Raw genomic sequence first — 17,987 nt, 5'->3', positions numbered from 1 at the left:
TGCCCTTGATTTAAAGTCGTGATTCAATCTCTCTTCAAATAAACAATCATCAATACCGGATTATCATCCTCTTTGAGATTTTTCAGTTGTTCATATTCCAGGATAGAAGGATCATCTTCCGCCAACTCCATCACCTCGGGTGCTTCAAGATAATAAAGCAATACATCATCCGAAATGCGGGTCTCCGGATAGAAAGGTAAACTACCCTGCATATCATTTATGATACGATTGTTTTTCACCTTATAGCAAGCGCCTTTCTTCTTATCGTACATGGCCAGACGGGGTAACTCATCTTTGTTGGTAACATCCCAGGAGGTATAAGGGAGAAATACCCATTGAGACGTTTCATGGAAATCCGGTCGCAGATAGGCTTGTGCCGGTTCTGAATAGGCTTGCCAATTTCCTTCCAGAACTTCAAAACGCCTTTCTTTCGGTATCTTATACTTTCCCAAATCCAGGATATAGCGGGGTTCAAGCCGTTCCGGGGTAACCGTAAAGACCGTATCATTATAATACTCTTTACAACAGGCTTCTTCCCTGAAAGAATAGAGATAACGGTCGTAATACCCCCACAAATAATAATTCAACCCATTGGCAATCGTAAACTGATCATATTGAGGAAAAGTATTCAGTGTCTCTCCCTGCCGGTCAACCAGGACAAGCCGGTCTTTCTTCTGGCCGGTATTGTTATAAATGTAGCCGACGTATGCACTATCTCCCAACAAAGTAAACTGCCAACAGAAAGGTATTTTAGACTCTCCTACATAGTCACCGCCTATTGTATAGGTAAGAATCCTTCCGTTATCCATTATATAAATTTGTTTCAGCCTGTCGTTAGCCGCTATAAACCGGATTATGCTGTATTCTCCCGGTCCTTGTCCCCGCTTGACTACCGAACGGACAAACTTTCCGTCATCTGTAAACTGCAATAACCCTTCGCTACATGGAATAAACAGGTTATGATCTACCATCTGTATCATACCCTGAGATACTTTGGCAACCAGACATTCGGGCTTTGTTTCCAACGGCACGACCTTTACTTCCCTGGCAATTTCACTCAACCGGACTTCCTGTTCCGTATCAATGCCCTTGGCAAAGGAGATTGTTATCGGATATTCAGGCACTTCCGATATATTTTCAACCGGCTGATCACCGGACTTCTTTCCTCCGCATGAGAGCAACAAAAGGGAAAATCCCCCTAAAAGCAAGTGTTTGATAGTTTTCATATTTGTGTATTTTGTTATTTATCTTTCAATAGAATGACCTGTATTACTTGATTATCGTCTTCTCGCAGGTTCGTCAAGAGATCTTTCAGAGAACCTTTGGCATTTTCAGGCTTTACTTTCTCCAAAAGAACAGAAGCAGAGACAACACCGATCATCTTATTGTTTTTGACAAAACGTGGAAAGATAGGACAACCACCTTCCATATCATCGGTAAAACCATCCCATTCGGCTTTCGGGGAACGGACACGGCAAACAGTTTCTTTCCCTTTGTCATACCAGGCTAAACAGCGACCTTGTCCCTGTGCATACTCCACACCTATCGCATGGGTTATCTCAAAGACATTGAAGAAACTGAATTTCTTTTCAGCGGCTTTATTGGGAAGGTTGGTTCCCGTATTCGTTTTCTTGTCTATAGCGATGATAGCATCATCTTCACCCGATAATTTTTCATATTGCGAAAGATCCAGTTTATATGCCGGAATTCTTTTTTTCCCTTCCAAGCGAAAGATTGTCGTTTCTAAAGGATTTTTATAATAGGTATTTTCCTGATAATCATAAAGAATACCATAACTGAAGATAATCCCCGGATAACGGACTCCTTGTTCCGGTCTGAAATGGTAGCTATACAATTCCTTTCCTTTAGTATTGTACACGAACAATTCTTTGCCTCTTTTGTCCTTCGTATACAGGTACTCATTGGTTATCCCAAACAGATTTCCGGTTTTATCTCTATAAGTAGTCATCGATCCACGTTGAGTATTGATGTCATACAAATATTTACCCTCAAAAGAATAGACCAGCACCTTGCCTTTTCTAAAATCAGATATAAAAATCTGTTTTGCATCTTCATCATAAGTAACAGCCAGAATAGATTTCGCATATTCCCCCGGCCCCTCTCCTGCCTTTCCTATCTTACGAATAAATTTACCTTCCGGCGTAAACTGGAACAGATTAACAAAATCACAGACAAACAGATAGTCACCGGCAAAAGTCACATTCAAAATATCTTTATCCAGCAACGATTCCGCTGTCGTTTCCAACGGAATATATTTCACTCCGGAAGCGACCTCACTTAACTTTATTTCTTTCTGTTCATCTACTCCTTCGGCAAAAGCAATCTTCTTTTGCGCCATAGCCGGACAAAAAAACAAAGCAAGTAATAATATTCCTATAATTCTGACGTGTTTTCCCATATCTATTTTAGTTTAAAGGTTATATTTCATTTTCTGTCATTGGCATCCTCTATCGGCCGGTTTTTCCTTCGATATGGATGCCATTTGCCGAATCCCTTGCTGCTATCTCTTTTTTCTTATTTTTCTTTTCATATTCCTTCATGGCAGCTTTCATATCTTCACGACGTTTCCGTTCGAGGTCTGAAGGCTCTGGAAGTTGGTTGATAACGTTTTGTAAATCGGTCATGGTTAGTTTACTCTTTTTACCATCGGGAGCCAGCATTGTGAGTTCAGTAATATTACGGAAGAAAGCCTCCTGATATAAGTCTTCAAAGAAATAACGAAAGCCAAACAAGTTCTCTTTAGATTCTTTCCGCTTCATCATTTCAGTCATGTAAGTGTATTTACTGAAAAGGGTTTTCTGTAACAACTTCCTCATCCTTAAACATTTCCGACTCCCTTAGCCAGTAGTGCTTATTGATTTCATATAGTAAATTCAACTGTGTCGGATCTTTCTTCCATGCTTCATAATAGACTTTCTCCGCTTCATTGAAACGACCGTCCCGTTCGAGTGTACTTCCTCTGAAAGAGGCCAATAGATTGACATAAAACTTCTTTGGTTTCATACACTCTTCTGCCTGGTCAAATAATTGATAGGCACGTTTGCGGTCATAGGTTTTACCCAATGTAGCTCCGTACAACAAGACTGTTTCCACGTCTGTCGAATCTATTTCGTAAGCCAGCTCCAACGGTTCCACGGCATCTATTGCATGGCCGGACATATAGCGGGAGGCACCTGCATATTTCAGATTGATAAAAGACGAATCACCTTCCGCTAACAGGCCGCTGTAAACGGTATCCGCTTTCAAATAATTTTTAGTCATATACAAAGCCATTCCCTGGCTTTGCCGAATCGGCCGGTTATCGGGATTATAGTACAAGGCGGTATCACAGACCTGTAAAGCAGTTTTTCCATCTCCTTTCCATAATAATGAATTAATCAGGGAAGAGGCCACACGGATATTCTCCGGATTGATTTCCATAGCACGGGTATACAGTTCCAAAGCAATCAGCATATTCATACCGCCTTTTTTCATATGGCAATCCGCCAAACCGGCCAGAATAGTCGGATTATCACTCTCGTAGGATGCTAAAGTCCGGTAATGATCCATCGATTTATCATAATCACCCAACTGATAATAAAGACGTGCCAACTGATTATTGGCGTAAAAATTCAGACTATCCGATTCCAGCACTTTTCCATAGCAACGTTTGGCTTCCGTAATCTTACCATAATTAATTGCAGCACGGGCAAGTGCATTCAAAGCATCCACATTCGTTGTATCCATTGACAAACAATATTGAAAACAGGTATAGGCTTCCTTATACCGGAACATTCCCTCATAAGCCTGACCGATAGCCGACATAGTCGTATAACTGGCCGAATCGGCTGCCGTAAGACTGTCCGCCCGAGCCAACACTTCCGGGAATTGTTTTCTGTTCACCAACTCCTGTAAAGAAAGGTTTTGCGCCTGTGCAACAAAAGAAAGAATACTGAAAAAAAGGACAATAGTATATTTCATCATAAACTCTTTTAATTTTCCTATTTAGCTCTACTTAAAATGAACGACCATCAGGACCGGGTTGTCATCTTCTTTCAATCCTTTCAACTGCGGATGTTCCAGAATAGAGGAATCTTTATCAGCCTGTTCTAATATATCCGAAGGAGTCCATATACTTAACAACAAATTATCACCTATTGAAGTATAAGGTATAAAAGGTAATTTCCCTTCCAGATCATTCTTGATTATATTGCCGGCGACTTTAAAGCAAGCCTGAGTATTCTTCTCATATATAAGTATTTCTTCCAAGCGGCTTTTTTCTCCTGCCCAATGGCTATAAGGCATAAAAAGGAAAGAGTCCGTTTCCATCACATTGACGCGAAGATAAGAAGAGGCTATCTTTGTAAATTTATTTTGATCGCCTCTTTGATTTTCCCACCGGGCTTCCAGCGGCATGGCATATTTGCCCAACTGAATAACGTATCTGGGCTGTAATTCATTCTCCGTAACAGTATATAAGGTATCACAATAATAATCTTTAAAACATAAATGATTATCATAATGAAACAGATAGCGGTCATTACTTCCCATCATCATATATGTAACCCCTTTTTCTATTGTAAACAGATCATGTCGGGGAAAAACTTTTACCTTATCGCCGGCTTGATTGAACAAGAGAATGCGGTCCTTCATTTGTCCGGAACTATTATAGATGAATGAAGCCAAAATACTGTCATTCAATATCGCTGCATATCTCACTTCGGGTAGAGGTATACTCTTTAAGTAATCACCGGTTAATGAGTATACGTTCACTTTTCCATTATCCAACAAATAAATCAGTTCATTCTCGCGGTCAACATCTAAAGATAAGACAAGGCTATATTCACCGGGACCTTGTCCTTGACGACCGATTCGACGGACAAATTTACCCTTACCATCAAACATATAAACGCCCCGGCTACATGGAATAATATAATTACCGGCTATATATTGAATATACCCTCTATAATTGGATAACAAACAATCAGCTTTTGTTTCAAGCGGAATATACTCGACTTTTTCTGCTATCTGGCTTAGAGAAACTTCACGCTCATTCTCTATCCCCATCTCAAAAGGGACAGTTATCGGAAATTCGGTTCCATGTTGTTCTTCCTCTAAAACAACTGTCTTTTCAGTCGACTGCTTTCCTCCGCATGCGCCCAATAACATACAGGTTATGACTAAATTATAGATACTCCATTTATTCATAATCGGATTATTTTAAAGTTATTACCTGTATAACGGAATTGATATAATTAGTCTATCCGTACTTATTTAGTTATTCCGACTTTTGCTCTTCTTTCTTTTGACTGTCAAGATACTTTTGAGCAGCTTTCATTCCTGCTTTAAACGCTTCCGAGTTCTCGTCAAGAGGCTCCGATTTTGTACTTCCGACTCCGTTTTCTTTCCTCTTTTTAAACACTTCTTCCATCTGTTGATAATGTTTTCTTTCTACCTCCGGAAGTTGCGAGATATCCGGCAACCGGTCTATTATAGACTTTAAGTCTTCAGCCGATATCTTACTTTTCTTATTGTCCGGGGCAATCATCACCAGTTCTGTCTTATTCGTAAAGAAAGCATCTTCATACAGATATTGCAGTATAGAACGATAGCGCTGGAATCCCTGCATTTTCTTTCCGGTCAGAAAATATTCTCTCAGGAATGTAACCTTGGCAAACAAAGCCCTGCCCAAATCTTCTGCCGATTTATACTCCGGTCCCCAGTTGGAATACTCCCGTTCAATACGGAACAATAAGTCCAGCCGGTCCTTATTGGCAAGCCAGGCTTTATAAAGCAACCCTTCAGCTTCACGCTGACGCCCATCTTTGAACAAAGTCTCTGAACGGGAAGTCAACAACATATTCACCAATGCTTCATTCGGCTGCATCAACTTTTCTGCCTGATCGAACAACAGGAAGGCCCGTTTACGGTCATATGTTTTACCTAAAGCAGCACCCAACAACAGGTTCGTTTCTACATCCGTCGTATCTTTCCCATACGCCCATTCCAGCAGATCGATCGCATCCATGGCACGTCCGGCCAGATAACGCGAAGCACCCCCATATTTTAATGTAAGGAAAGAGGTATCGCCTTCTGCAAACAATTCTCCATATAACGTATCAGCCTGGGCATACTGTTTATTCATATAAAATCCCATAGCCTTACTGCGACGCAACGCATGATTTCCAGGATTATAAAACAACGCCGTATCACAAATGGATAATCCGTCCTGTATATTCGGACCTCCCATCCGGTATAGGCAATTCACCAAAGCACTGGCCAATCCGGCATTTTCACGGTTAACATTATAAGCCTGAAAATAGCAGATCGTAGCTGCCGGGATGGCATTCATTTTCATATAGCAATCAGCTATATTCCGGTAAATAACAGGATTTACCTTTGTCGTATCCTGATCGCGCAACACATTGAACTGCAACACGGCATTCTCATAATCGCCAATCTGGGAATACAGGCGGGCTAATTGATAATTAGCATAGAAATCGGTACTGTCGCTTTCGAGTACTTTCCGAAAACAATCCTGGGCTACGGAAGCTTTTCCCAGGTTCATAGCTACCCGGGCAACGGAACTTAAGGCATCGACATTCGTCGTATCCATTTGCAGACAATGCTGATAACACCGGTAAGCCTCATTATATTCCAATACACCTTCGTAAGCCTGGCCGATAGCCGACATAGTAACATAATCAGCAGAATCTGCCGGAGTAAGACTATCGGCCAGGGCGATCACTTCTGTGAACTTCTTTTTATTGAGTAGTTCCTGAAATGAAAGACTCTGTGCCTGCCCCATAAGGGACAGGACACTGAGAAGAAGCAAAACAGTATATTTGTGCATCATCTGCTCTATGTTTTAGTGATTACTGCAATGTGAAAGTAACAGGCATAGTATATTTTACACGAACCGCTTTTCCCCGTTGCGTACCGGGAGTCCATTTAGGCATTGCACTAACGATACGCAGCGCTTCCCTATCCAGAGAAGGATCAACACCACTAATCACTTCAGCATCTGTGACCGAACCATCCTGATTTATAATAAATGAACAAACGACCTTTCCCTGGATACCATTTTCCTGTGCAATGACCGGATATTGCAACGTCTTTGAAATAAATTCATTGATTGCTTTTTCACCGCCCGGGAACTGTGGCATCTTTTCCACTATTGCAAATACCTGGCCGGAAGTATCGGCTGATTTCTGTTCGCCATATCCTACAACAGTGATTCCATTATCACTCTCTCCAGCAGGAAGAGGTGTTGGTTTATTGTCCTCTTTTCCTTGCAAACGGAAAGTCACCGGCACCGTATACTTCACACTGACCTCTTTCCCCTTTTGCATACCCGGTTTCCATTTAGGCATCATGGATATTACCCTGGTAGCCTCCAGGTCCAGCAACGGATCAACCCCGCGAATGACCTCGATATTCCGGATTACTCCATCTTTACCCACCACAAACGAACAGGTTACACGTCCCTGAATACCATTTTGCTGAGCGATTACCGGATATTTAATACTCTTTGCCAAAAATTGCAGTAAGGCACCTTGTCCGCCCGGAAATTCAGGCATCACTTCCACGACTGTGAAAACCAGATCCGAGGGGTCTGTAGATATCTGAGGTGACATAGGAGGAGGGGGAGGAGCAGACTGCGATCCCTGTGCACTTCCATCCGAGTACAACTGTACTTTCAACTTACCCTGCACATCCTTCACTGCGACTTCTTTCGCCTTCATACCCGGGAAAGAGAAGCGGAGAACAGCATTCTTTGTCGTTTCCAGCACAAAATAACCTTCCGTATCCGTAATGGTACCAACATTAGTACCCTTTACAATCACATTCGCGCCGATAACCGGCCCGTTAAAATCGTCAATTACCTGACCTGACACTTTCACATCATCCTCCGAAAGCACACTTATTTCAGTCGCTTCCTTTACCCCGGCAACAGCTTCAGCTGCGATTTCTCCCGTGATACGGGCAACCGCCTCAATGTTGCTCAACAGCATCAAAAATGCTGCTAGAGGGATGAATATCAGATATTTTGTTCTTCCGATCCCGTGGGATCTCTTTTTGTTCATCATACTGATTCTGTTTTTTAGATGTAATACGTTAAAACTATTATATAATGTTGCTGCAGCCTGATAATGGTGGGCAAGGCCTAACAGATGGTACTGATAGCTCTTGCAGTCGTATCCGGATTGGATAACGGTATTGTCTGCCAGGTATTCCAGGTTATGACGCACTTCGCGTTTCAAAAGCCACGCAAAGGGATTCACCCAACATATGACGGTAATCAGCTCGCAAATCATCACATCTACCGAATGCCACTGGAAAACATGGGTACATTCGTGTGTAAGTATCTCATCTATTTCTTTCTCCGAATGGCTTTCCGGATGTATGAAGATCATTTTGAAGAATGAAAAAGGTCCGGCAGGCTTATCCAGCCGGTAGACTGGTACGCCGTGTATAACAGTCCGTCTACTCCGGTAAGCCAGCAGCAGGATACTGCTTAACTGAATAAAAAAACGGACAAATAAAAGAGCCATGACACCCCAGTACATATATGAACTTGCCGAAAGCAGGATTCCTTTCCAGTCTGTTTTAACAACGACCTCTGGGGTTACTGTCATCTCCGGCAATATAGCCGAGTAAATCTGTATCACCTCCGTCATCGGCTCCTGTTCCTTCACCCAGTCCTGAATATTCAACAATGGGTAAAGCAACGCCAAACCAAAGAAAGCAAGGAGGGAAGCCCTGCGCAACTTAAAGAATGTGTCCTTATAAAAGAGCAGACGGTAGAAGGCGTAAAAGAGTACAAAGGCTACATTCACCTTCAGAAAGTAGGCAAATTCCGGTGTCATGGTAATAAGGTGTTAAAAGGTTTATTCTTTTCCTTTTTCTATCAAATCGATGATGTCTTTCAAATCTTCTGCCGAAATCTTCTGATCTTTGGCAAAGAAAGAAACCATTTCTTTGTATGAATCTTCAAAGTAGTTACGAACAACACCGCTCATAAAGGTACGTTTATATTCACTCTCCGGGATCAGCGGAGTGTATTCATACGTATTTCCATAGCGTTTGTTCTTCACGTACTTCTTACGTTCCAGATTTTTTACAATAGAAGCAAGTGTTGTATAAGGCGGCCTCGGATCGTCATACTTAGCCAGTATATCTTTAACGAAACAAGGCCCAATCTGCCAAATCAAGCGCATTACTTCTTCTTCCTGCATTGTTAATTTTTCCATGATCCCTATTTATTTACGATTATATCGCAAATCTACGAAATTATCGTATATCTGCAAATAGAAACAAGTTAAGAAGTATTAAAGATTAATACAAACGATTTCCTTTCGGTTCCAATCAATGTATCCGATAAATCTCGTTTAAAACGAATCCTACACCCGTTTTAAACAAGATTTCGCCCGTTTTAAACGAAATATATCCTATTTTTCTGTTGAATGCCGATTCTCTTCTTTCCATTTATCCCGCATCTTCATCCGCTTAATTTGCAGATAGCGCAGCAGAAGAATGACGAAGAAGGATACTCCCATTACCGAGAAATACTGTACCCAGTCCGGATCGGGCTGTTTTCCGGGCCATCCCCATACACTCATCACAATCAGATAGATCACCAGAACGCCAGTTGTAATATTAATCTTCTTCATACGGCTTTTTTATTGTTTTGAACAGACAAAGATACAAGATAGTTTATTCTTTCATTGGGTCAGAACGCATTTGTGTTGGGCATGATAATGACCTGCCTCCACATTTATTATATAGAATCCTGCCGGTAAAGAAAGTGGAAGGGTTGAAGAACCCGGTGATACCGAATGGACAGACACCACACGTCCGGTAAAATCAGATACCCGCACAGTTCCAGTCGACGGCAAATCTGACAGATAAAGTATCTTTCCTTTCAAATAGCATTTCTTCTCTGTTCCTGAAAATGCAGAATTATGAACAGCCACTTCTTCCGGCTCTATAGCCGCTACAGAAAAAGGAAAACCTGTTTTCAGACGAACTGCATTTGTTGACAATGCAGCAGCCGTCAATTTAATCTCCGTATCTGCCGATGCTTTGACAAAGAAAGCCGAGAAAGGAGGAAGTACATACTCGCTGCCTATCGGATAGGACTCGTAGGTATTTCCATCATATATATAAATATTTCCATCCAGCGCCGGATTTGCTGATATCTGCGACAATGAGATAGGAGAAGGCAATGGATTTCCACAAAGATACCAACCCTCATGCGCTTTGTCCGTATTTCCGGCAGATGCCGCATAGACCGGAACAGATGCCGTTTTACCAAAACTTTCAGGAATATCGTTCCCTGCGGTTGAAAAGGTCAACGTATTATCGGATGCAGCTGCATCCAAAGCGACCAGATAACCTTTTCCTTTTTCAAAGACAAGACCATCGGATAGTTCCTCCGGGGAAAGCACCGTCCAGTTACCCGTCGCGTCATTGCTTTGGGCACGCTTCTTCCCGTCATAAACTTGCACGTACAGAAAATCACCTTTACCGGAAAAGGTTTTATCTTTCAACTGAAAACGTTTATCTATATCATTCAGATAGACATCAAAGGGGAAAGAGAGGAAATACCATTTACCTTTTTCCGGAAATGTATAACGGACTTCCAATTGCTTGTTAACCGTCAGTTTACCAGCCACTGTTAGTAAATTGTCAGTAGTTGTCAGCGCTCTGTCAGTGTTTGTCAGTGGATTGTCAGTGCTATAGAGAACAAGCTTATCCACGATGAAATGGCCTTTTTCTGTAATATGCAGACTACCGTTACCCAACAGGGCCTGCTCACACTGCACGGTAGAATTAATTTTTGCCTCACCACTGATCAGGGCACTTCGATGACGCAAGGGAGGAAGGTGAGACCAACGAACGGAATCATTCCAGTTGCCATTTCCGGAAAAAAGGGAATATTGGCGGATTGAGCCATAACTATACGCACTATCAATTTGAAAATACCCGTTTTTAGAACCATTGACAGGATCTGAAGCAGTCAGAGCTAAATAATAAGCATCATATCCTAACCTTCTGGAAAAATGTGACTGATTGGGATATTTGGGATCAGGACATAAAACACCTTTTCGCTTTGCTCCTAAAGTATTACTATATACGGCATATAAAGTATCCCCAGGGACTAAAGAATGAACCGTAATTCCCACAACTATATATACATTCTTATAACATGACAATAAATTTTTCTCAAAAATGACAGAGGAAGACAAGGGCATTTTCAACGTTTTCTGATCATTAGAAATGATAGCACCACCACCTAGAGTATAACTCCAATTATCATGCTCCGATGATGTGAACAACTGCCAGCGGAACGTATCCACCACCGACGGATTCGCACCACTTTCTACAAAACTGCTCCACGTTTCGGGATTTGTTACCTGTGCCTGAACAGACACCATACTTGTTAGAACCATAGTTCCGGCAAGAATATGCCGAAACATACGTAAATGTTTCTTTTTCATAGCTAAACTATTTTAGTCGTTATTGTGTTTGCAAATATAAAGAAATAATTGAAATGATTATCTTTGCCGCATGAAAGAATTTATTATATCAGAAGCACTGACAGAAAAAGCGGTGCTCGTTGGTTTGATTACCCCCGAGCAAAACGAACAGAAAGTTAAAGAATATCTGGACGAACTGGCATTTCTTGCCGATACGGCCGGAGCCGAAGCCGTCAAAAAGTTTTATCAGAAACTGGACTACCCGAATCCCGTCACATTCGTCGGTACCGGTAAATTACAGGAGATAAAAGAGTACGTGATCGAAAATGAAATCGGACTGGTTATTTTCGATGACGAACTCTCGCCTAAACAGCTTCGCAATATCGAAAAAGAACTTCAGGTGAAGATACTCGACCGCACCAGCCTGATCCTCGATATATTTGCCAGCCGTGCACAGACTGCCAACGCAAAGACACAGGTCGAACTGGCACAATACAAATATATGTTGCCTCGCCTGACTCGCCTGTGGACTCACCTGGAACGTCAGCGTGGTGGTGTCGGCATGCGTGGCCCGGGTGAAACCCAGCTGGAAACCGATAAGCGTATCATTCTGGATAAAATAGCCAAGTTGAAACGTGACCTGGTGGATATCGACAAGCAAAAGAGCGTGCAACGGAAAAACCGTGGCAAGATGGTCCGCGTCGCCCTGGTCGGATACACCAATGTCGGTAAATCAACATTGATGAACCAACTGAGCAAAAGCGATGTGTTTGCCGAAAACAAGCTGTTCGCCACACTCGACACGACAGTAAGAAAGGTAATCGTTGAAAACCTACCGTTCCTGTTGTCAGACACTGTTGGTTTTATCCGCAAATTGCCCACCGAACTGGTCGAATCGTTCAAGTCAACCCTCGACGAAGTGCGCGAAGCCGACCTGCTGGTTCATGTGGTAGATATCTCCCACCCGACTTTCGAAGAACAGATCGAAGTGGTGAACAAGACTCTGGCTGAAATCGACAAGACCGAAAAGCCGATGATCATGGTCTTCAACAAAATCGACGCATTCACCTTCGTCCCGAAAGACGAAGACGACCTGACTCCGCGGAAACGGGAAAATATCGACCTGGACGAGCTGAAACGCACCTGGATGAATAAGTTGCAGGATAACTGCATCTTTATCTCCGCCAAGGAACGTACCAACATAGATGCGTTGAAAGCATTATTATATGAACGGGTAAAACAGATACATATCACCCGTTTCCCATACAATGACTTTCTCTTCCAGCAATACGACGAAGAATAAAGCAATAGAAATACAAACAAGTTGACCAATGGAAAAAATCAGAAACCTACAACCCGAAGAGATTGCGGTATTGCAATCTCAGGGTTGTTATGCCGAAAACTGGGGACAGGTGCTAGTCCCTTTATCCTTCGAGACCAGATATATCCATCATGTACATTTCTCAGGCACAGTTATTTTAGGACATTTCGAGAAAGAGTTTACCCTCCCCGGCGGAATAAGAAAACATAGCGGACTCAGAAATACAACACTGCATAATTGCATGCTGGGCGATAATATCCTGATCGAGAACACCCACAATTACATTGCCAACTACCGTATCAAAGACAACTGTTATATAGAAAATGTCAACGTGATGGTCATGGAAGGAGAAAGTACGTTCGGCAACAACGTACAGGTTTCAGTGCTGAACGAGACCGGAGGCCGCGAAGTCCCCATCTACAATCAGCTTTCCGCCCCATTGGCTTATGTAATCGCACTTTACCGCCACCGTCCGATACTGATCGAACGGCTACAGGAAATGATTGCAGATTATACCAAAAGCATCACCTCCGACTACGGGACGATCGGAGAGAACGTAAAGATAATCAATGCCGGGACAATCCGCAATGTAAACATAGGCCAACATGCTACCATCGAAAACTGTACACGCCTGGAAAACGGGACTGTGAACAGTAATGAAGAAGCCCCTGTATATATCGGTGACAGCGTGATCGCCCAGGATTTTATCATCTCTTCAGGTGCGGTAATAGCCGATGCGGCAAAGATCATCCGTTGCTTCATCGGACAGGCCTGCCACGTGACACATAATTTTTCGGCACACGACTCCCTGCTGTTCAGCAACTGTTCTTTTGAAAACGGGGAGGCCTGTGCCATCTTCGCCGGACCGTTCACGGTATCCATGCACAAGAGCAGCCTCCTGATTGCCGGCATGTATTCGTTCCTGAACGCCGGAAGCGGTTCGAACCAAAGCAATCATATGTATAAGTTAGGCCCGATTCACCAAGGCATTGTCGAAAGAGGTTCCAAGACGACCAGCGACTCTTATATACTTTGGCCGGCACGTATCGGTGCTTTTTCATTAATCATGGGCCGACATCACCATCACAGTGACACGTCCGATATGCCTTTCTCCTATTTGATTGAAAAAGACGACGAGACTTATCTGGTGCCGGGCATCAATCTGCGAAGTGTCGGTACCATCCGTGACGCTCAGAAATGGCCGAGACGTGATAAACGAACCGACACGAACAAACTGGATATGATCAACTACAATCTGTTGAGTCCCTACACCATCCAGAAAATGATAAAAGCGGTCGGTATTCTAAAGAATCTACAAAGCCTTGTCGGCGAAACTTCCGAAATATATTACTATCAGAATGCCCGTATTAAAGGCTCTTCCTTACAGAATGCACTGAAACTATACGGAATGGCAATTAATAAATTTCTCGGTAATTCTCTGATAAAAAGACTGGAAGGCACACAGTTCCAGAACATAGAAGAAGTCCGCAAACAACTGACCCCAACCGCCCAAGAAGGAACCGGCGAATGGGTTGACCTGTCCGGACTGATCCTTCCGAAAGATCAATTAAACGGTTTGATAGAAGATATCGAGAGCCACCGGATAAATTCTTTGGAAAAGATTAATGCCTTCTTCCAATACCAACATAATTCATATTATGAAATAGAATGGACATGGGCTTATCAGAAAATAGAAGAATACTACGGAATCAAGCTAGGTGAGATCACCCCCGAAAAGATCATCGAACTGGTTGAAATCTGGAAATCGTCCGTCATCGGACTGGACGAAATGCTGTACAAAGATGCCCGCAAAGAGTTCTCCCTTACCTCAATGACAGGCTTCGGCGTAGACGGCACACGCAAAGAAAAAGAAGAGGACTTCGAAGTCGTACGCGGTGCTTTCGAACAAAACCCGTTCGTCACAGCCGTAAAAGAACATATCAGCACCAAACGGGCACTGGGAGATGAACTGATCGGAAGGATAGAAAAGCTAATATAATAGTAGTAAAAGTTCGTATCATATATTATGAGAATATAATCTCACATATTATGCGAATCAAATATCATATATTATACGAATCTATTCTCATAATATATGATACATCTCATTCCCGCCGACGGCTCCGGGGATGGTGTTCCAGTATTTCCTTCCTGAGAAACTGCCGGTCGATATGTGTATAAATCTCGGTAGTCGTTATCTTCTCATGTCCCAGCATCTCCTGGATGGCCCGCAGGTTGGCACCGCCTTCCAGCAAATGGGTCGCAAAAGAATGCCGGAACGTATGCGGACTGACATTTTTATGAACGCCTGCCATCTCCGTCTGCTGCTTGATAATATGAAAAACCATGATACGGGAAAGAGCCGTACCCCGGCGACTCAGGAATAAGATATCTTCGAATCCTTTTTTCACCACCATCAGATTACGATCCAGCAGATAATTCTTTATCTCCCGGATAGCCGTCTCAGAAATCGGAACCAGGCGTTGCTTGCTTCCTTTACCTTCCACCCTGATAAAACCTTCATCAAAATAAACATCCGAATAACGCAAAGAGATCAACTCGGAAACACGCAGGCCGCAGCTATACAACACCTCCAGCATAGCCCGATTGCGCTGCCCTTCCGGCAAAGAAAGGTCTATCGTATCCAATATATCATTTATCTCATTGACCGTCAACACTTCGGGTAGCTTCAATCCGATCTTGGGCGATTCCAACAATTCTGTCGGGTCGGCTGTTATATACTCGTCGAGTAAAAGAAAGCGGTAGAACGATTTTATACCGGATATGATGCGGGCCTGCGAACGCGGATGGATTCCTATATCACGTAACTGGGCTACGAACTGCTGTAAATCCTGATAAGAGATCGTTGCAAAGTCTTTCCCTTCACTTTCCACGAAGCGAATGAGTTTGTCCAGGTCAGTCAGGTAAGCTTCTATCGAATTGGCAGATAGAGACTTTTCCAGCCGGAGCCAGGTCTTATATTTGTCGATTATATTATTTCCTTGTTGCATTGTACACAGGCAATTATGTATGTATCAAATAAAATCATTACCTTTGCCGGATATTTTCAGCCCGTACCAGGTGGTGCAAAGGTAATAAAGTTACAGCAAATGAAGAAGATTCAGATTATTAACGGTCCTAATCTTAACCTGTTGGGCAAACGCGAGCCAACAGTATATGGTAATGCTTCTTTCGAAGGTTATCTGGACGAATTACGCGCCCGGTATCCCCAATGCGAAATTGCTTACTTTCAGAGTAATATAGAAGGCGAAATGATTGACAAAATCCATGAAACGGGTTTTGAATACGATGGGATTATAATGAATGCGGGAGCATATACACATACATCCATCGCATTGCACGACGCCATAAAAGCAGTGACTACCCCGGTTATAGAAGTACATATTTCAAATGTACATGCACGCGAATCATTCCGTCATGTATCGATGATCTCTGCTGCCTGCAAAGGGGTTATACTGGGATTCGGTCTGGATTCATACCGGCTGGCGCTCGAAGCGCTTATGCAGCAGCCAACTGCCAACGACTAAAAAGTAAATAATAGGTTATAATATTTAAGGTATATGTTAAAGCATACGAAGATTGTTGCTACAATTTCTGATCAACGTTGTGATGTGGAATTTGTCCGCTCACTGTACAATGCAGGAATGAATGTTGTGCGCCTGAATACGGCCCACATGATGGAAGAAGGTTTAAACCGTGTTGTTACAAATGTACGCGAAGTATCCGACCGCATCGGTATATTGATGGATACCAAAGGCCCGGAAGTACGTACCACTACGGCAAAAGAGCCAATACCTTTTACAACCGGCGACACCGTTAAGATAATCGGTGATCCGGAAAAAGAGACAACCCGTGATTGCATTTATGTTTCATACAAAAACTTTGTCGGCGACCTGACCATCGGCAGCGATGTCCTGATCGACGACGGCGACCTGGAACTGAAAGTCATCGAGAAACAGGATGATTATCTGCTCTGTGAAGTGCAGAACGACGCTACATTAGGAAGCCGCAAAAGCGTGAACGTCCCCGGTGTACGCATCAACCTCCCTTCACTGACAGAGAAAGACCGTAAAAATATTCTTTGGGCGATTGAAAACGAACTGGATTTCATTGCTCACTCTTTCGTAAGAAACAAACAGGATGTATTGGATATACAACAGATCCTGGACGAACATAAAAGTCCGATCAAGATCATTGCCAAGATCGAAAACCAGGAAGGTGTCGACAATATCGATGAAATCCTGGAAGTAGCTTACGGTATCATGATCGCCCGCGGTGACCTGGGTATCGAAGTTCCGGCCGAAAAGATTCCGGGAATCCAGCGTGTACTGATCCGCAAATGCGTGGAAGTGAAAAAGCCGGTGATCGTTGCGACCCAGATGCTTCACTCCATGATCAAGAATCCGCGCCCTACCCGTGCGGAAGTAACCGATATCGCCAACGCAATCTACTATCGTACAGACGCATTGATGCTTAGCGGTGAAACAGCTTACGGTAAATATCCGTTGGAAGCAGTCCAGACAATGACCAAAGTTGCCCGCGAAGCTGAAAAGACCAAGCTAGCTGCCAACGACATCCGCGTACCTATCGAAGGTAACGACCTGGACGTCACTTCATTCCTGGCAAAACAAGCGGTAAAATCCTCCAACAAACTACATGTAAAGGCAATCATCACCGACAGCCACACCGGCCGCACGGCCCGTTACCTGGCCGCTTTCCGTGGTACATCAACGGTATTTGCCATCTGCTATAACCCGCGTGTAACCCGCATGCTTTCTCTGTCATATGGCGTATGGGCCGTATATCAGCCGTGGGACGACAGCCGTCGCGGTTATTTCTACAGCGCACTGAACGAATTGATTAAGAGCGGACGTATCACCCGTAACGACATGGTTGCTTACCTGAGCGGTAGCTTCGGTGAAGGTGGCGGCACGACATTCCTCGAAATCAACAACGTTGGAAAAGTGTTGGATGCCGGAAGTAAATATTCACTCCCGACCTTTAAGGAATAAATAAAATAAAACAGGAAAAGGTGTCGCAAAAGTCGGTAAAACGCTTTTGCTACATCTTTTTTCGTATATTTGATGTAGTCTGAAGGTATTTAATTGACTACAAATAGATTAAAAGAAACTCGCATGAGAATGGGCAACGGATAAGAAATT

At 43.1% G+C, this 17,987-nt stretch carries 15 protein-coding genes; 4 read left to right on the top strand and 11 right to left on the bottom strand.

Annotation, left to right across the window (positions count from 1 at the left end; all coding sequences use genetic code 11):
- Positions 1-23: 23 nt before the first annotated feature.
- The 10 genes from K6V26_RS24985 to K6V26_RS24940 all read right to left on the bottom strand — a co-directional run bounded on the left by K6V26_RS24985 (position 24) and on the right by K6V26_RS24940 (position 11,504).
- Positions 24-1,226 (bottom strand): 6-bladed beta-propeller, encoded by a 1,203-nt coding sequence (locus K6V26_RS24985; RefSeq protein ID WP_224264154.1) that lies wholly within the window; start codon positions 1,224-1,226, stop codon positions 24-26.
- 14 nt (positions 1,227-1,240) lie between these two features.
- Positions 1,241-2,419, bottom strand: a complete 1,179-nt coding sequence (locus K6V26_RS24980) for a 6-bladed beta-propeller (protein WP_010800882.1) — start codon at positions 2,417-2,419, stop codon at positions 1,241-1,243.
- Between the two features lie 49 nt (positions 2,420-2,468).
- Positions 2,469-2,792, bottom strand: coding sequence for a hypothetical protein (locus tag K6V26_RS24975; protein WP_224264153.1), 324 nt, complete (start codon positions 2,790-2,792; stop codon positions 2,469-2,471).
- 10 nt (positions 2,793-2,802) lie between these two features.
- Complete coding sequence (locus K6V26_RS24970) at positions 2,803-3,984, bottom strand: tetratricopeptide repeat protein (RefSeq protein WP_224264152.1); 1,182 nt, start codon at positions 3,982-3,984, stop codon at positions 2,803-2,805.
- A gap of 27 nt (positions 3,985-4,011) precedes the next feature.
- A complete protein-coding gene (locus K6V26_RS24965) occupies positions 4,012-5,208 on the bottom strand; it encodes a 6-bladed beta-propeller (protein ID WP_224264151.1) in 1,197 nt (398 codons plus the stop codon).
- Between the two features lie 70 nt (positions 5,209-5,278).
- Positions 5,279-6,856: a tetratricopeptide repeat protein gene (locus K6V26_RS24960; RefSeq protein WP_010800885.1), complete on the bottom strand. Its 1,578-nt coding sequence runs from the start codon at positions 6,854-6,856 to the stop codon at positions 5,279-5,281.
- Between the two features lie 19 nt (positions 6,857-6,875).
- A complete protein-coding gene (locus K6V26_RS24955) occupies positions 6,876-8,870 on the bottom strand; it encodes a M56 family metallopeptidase (protein WP_224264150.1) in 1,995 nt (664 codons plus the stop codon).
- 21 nt (positions 8,871-8,891) lie between these two features.
- Positions 8,892-9,254, bottom strand: coding sequence for a BlaI/MecI/CopY family transcriptional regulator (locus K6V26_RS24950; RefSeq protein WP_009860035.1), 363 nt, complete (start codon positions 9,252-9,254; stop codon positions 8,892-8,894).
- Between the two features lie 198 nt (positions 9,255-9,452).
- Complete coding sequence (locus K6V26_RS24945; protein ID WP_224264149.1) at positions 9,453-9,674, bottom strand: hypothetical protein; 222 nt, start codon at positions 9,672-9,674, stop codon at positions 9,453-9,455.
- A gap of 51 nt (positions 9,675-9,725) precedes the next feature.
- On the bottom strand, positions 9,726-11,504 hold the full coding sequence (locus K6V26_RS24940; protein WP_224264148.1) for a T9SS type A sorting domain-containing protein: 1,779 nt from the start codon (positions 11,502-11,504) through the stop codon (positions 9,726-9,728).
- Between the two features lie 70 nt (positions 11,505-11,574).
- Between K6V26_RS24940 and hflX the strand changes: the two genes are divergently transcribed.
- Positions 11,575-12,786, top strand: a complete 1,212-nt coding sequence (hflX, locus tag K6V26_RS24935; protein WP_009860038.1) for a GTPase HflX — start codon at positions 11,575-11,577, stop codon at positions 12,784-12,786.
- 28 nt (positions 12,787-12,814) lie between these two features.
- Complete coding sequence (locus K6V26_RS24930; RefSeq protein ID WP_224264147.1) at positions 12,815-14,803, top strand: DUF4954 family protein; 1,989 nt, start codon at positions 12,815-12,817, stop codon at positions 14,801-14,803.
- 106 nt (positions 14,804-14,909) lie between these two features.
- On the opposite strand, the gene xerD is transcribed toward K6V26_RS24930, so the two are convergent.
- Complete coding sequence (xerD, locus tag K6V26_RS24925) at positions 14,910-15,815, bottom strand: site-specific tyrosine recombinase XerD (RefSeq protein ID WP_046146068.1); 906 nt, start codon at positions 15,813-15,815, stop codon at positions 14,910-14,912.
- Between the two features lie 99 nt (positions 15,816-15,914).
- On the opposite strand from xerD, the gene aroQ reads away from it, so the two are divergent.
- Positions 15,915-16,352, top strand: coding sequence for a type II 3-dehydroquinate dehydratase (gene aroQ, locus K6V26_RS24920; protein WP_009860041.1), 438 nt, complete (start codon positions 15,915-15,917; stop codon positions 16,350-16,352).
- A gap of 33 nt (positions 16,353-16,385) precedes the next feature.
- On the top strand, positions 16,386-17,837 hold the full coding sequence (gene pyk, locus K6V26_RS24915) for a pyruvate kinase (protein WP_224264146.1): 1,452 nt from the start codon (positions 16,386-16,388) through the stop codon (positions 17,835-17,837).
- Positions 17,838-17,987: the final 150 nt, after the last annotated feature.

Origin of the sequence: Parabacteroides goldsteinii (assembly GCF_020091425.1) — a bacterium.
GTDB lineage: Bacteria > Bacteroidota > Bacteroidia > Bacteroidales > Tannerellaceae > Parabacteroides > Parabacteroides goldsteinii.
This window is presented reverse-complemented; position numbering and strand designations above follow the sequence as displayed.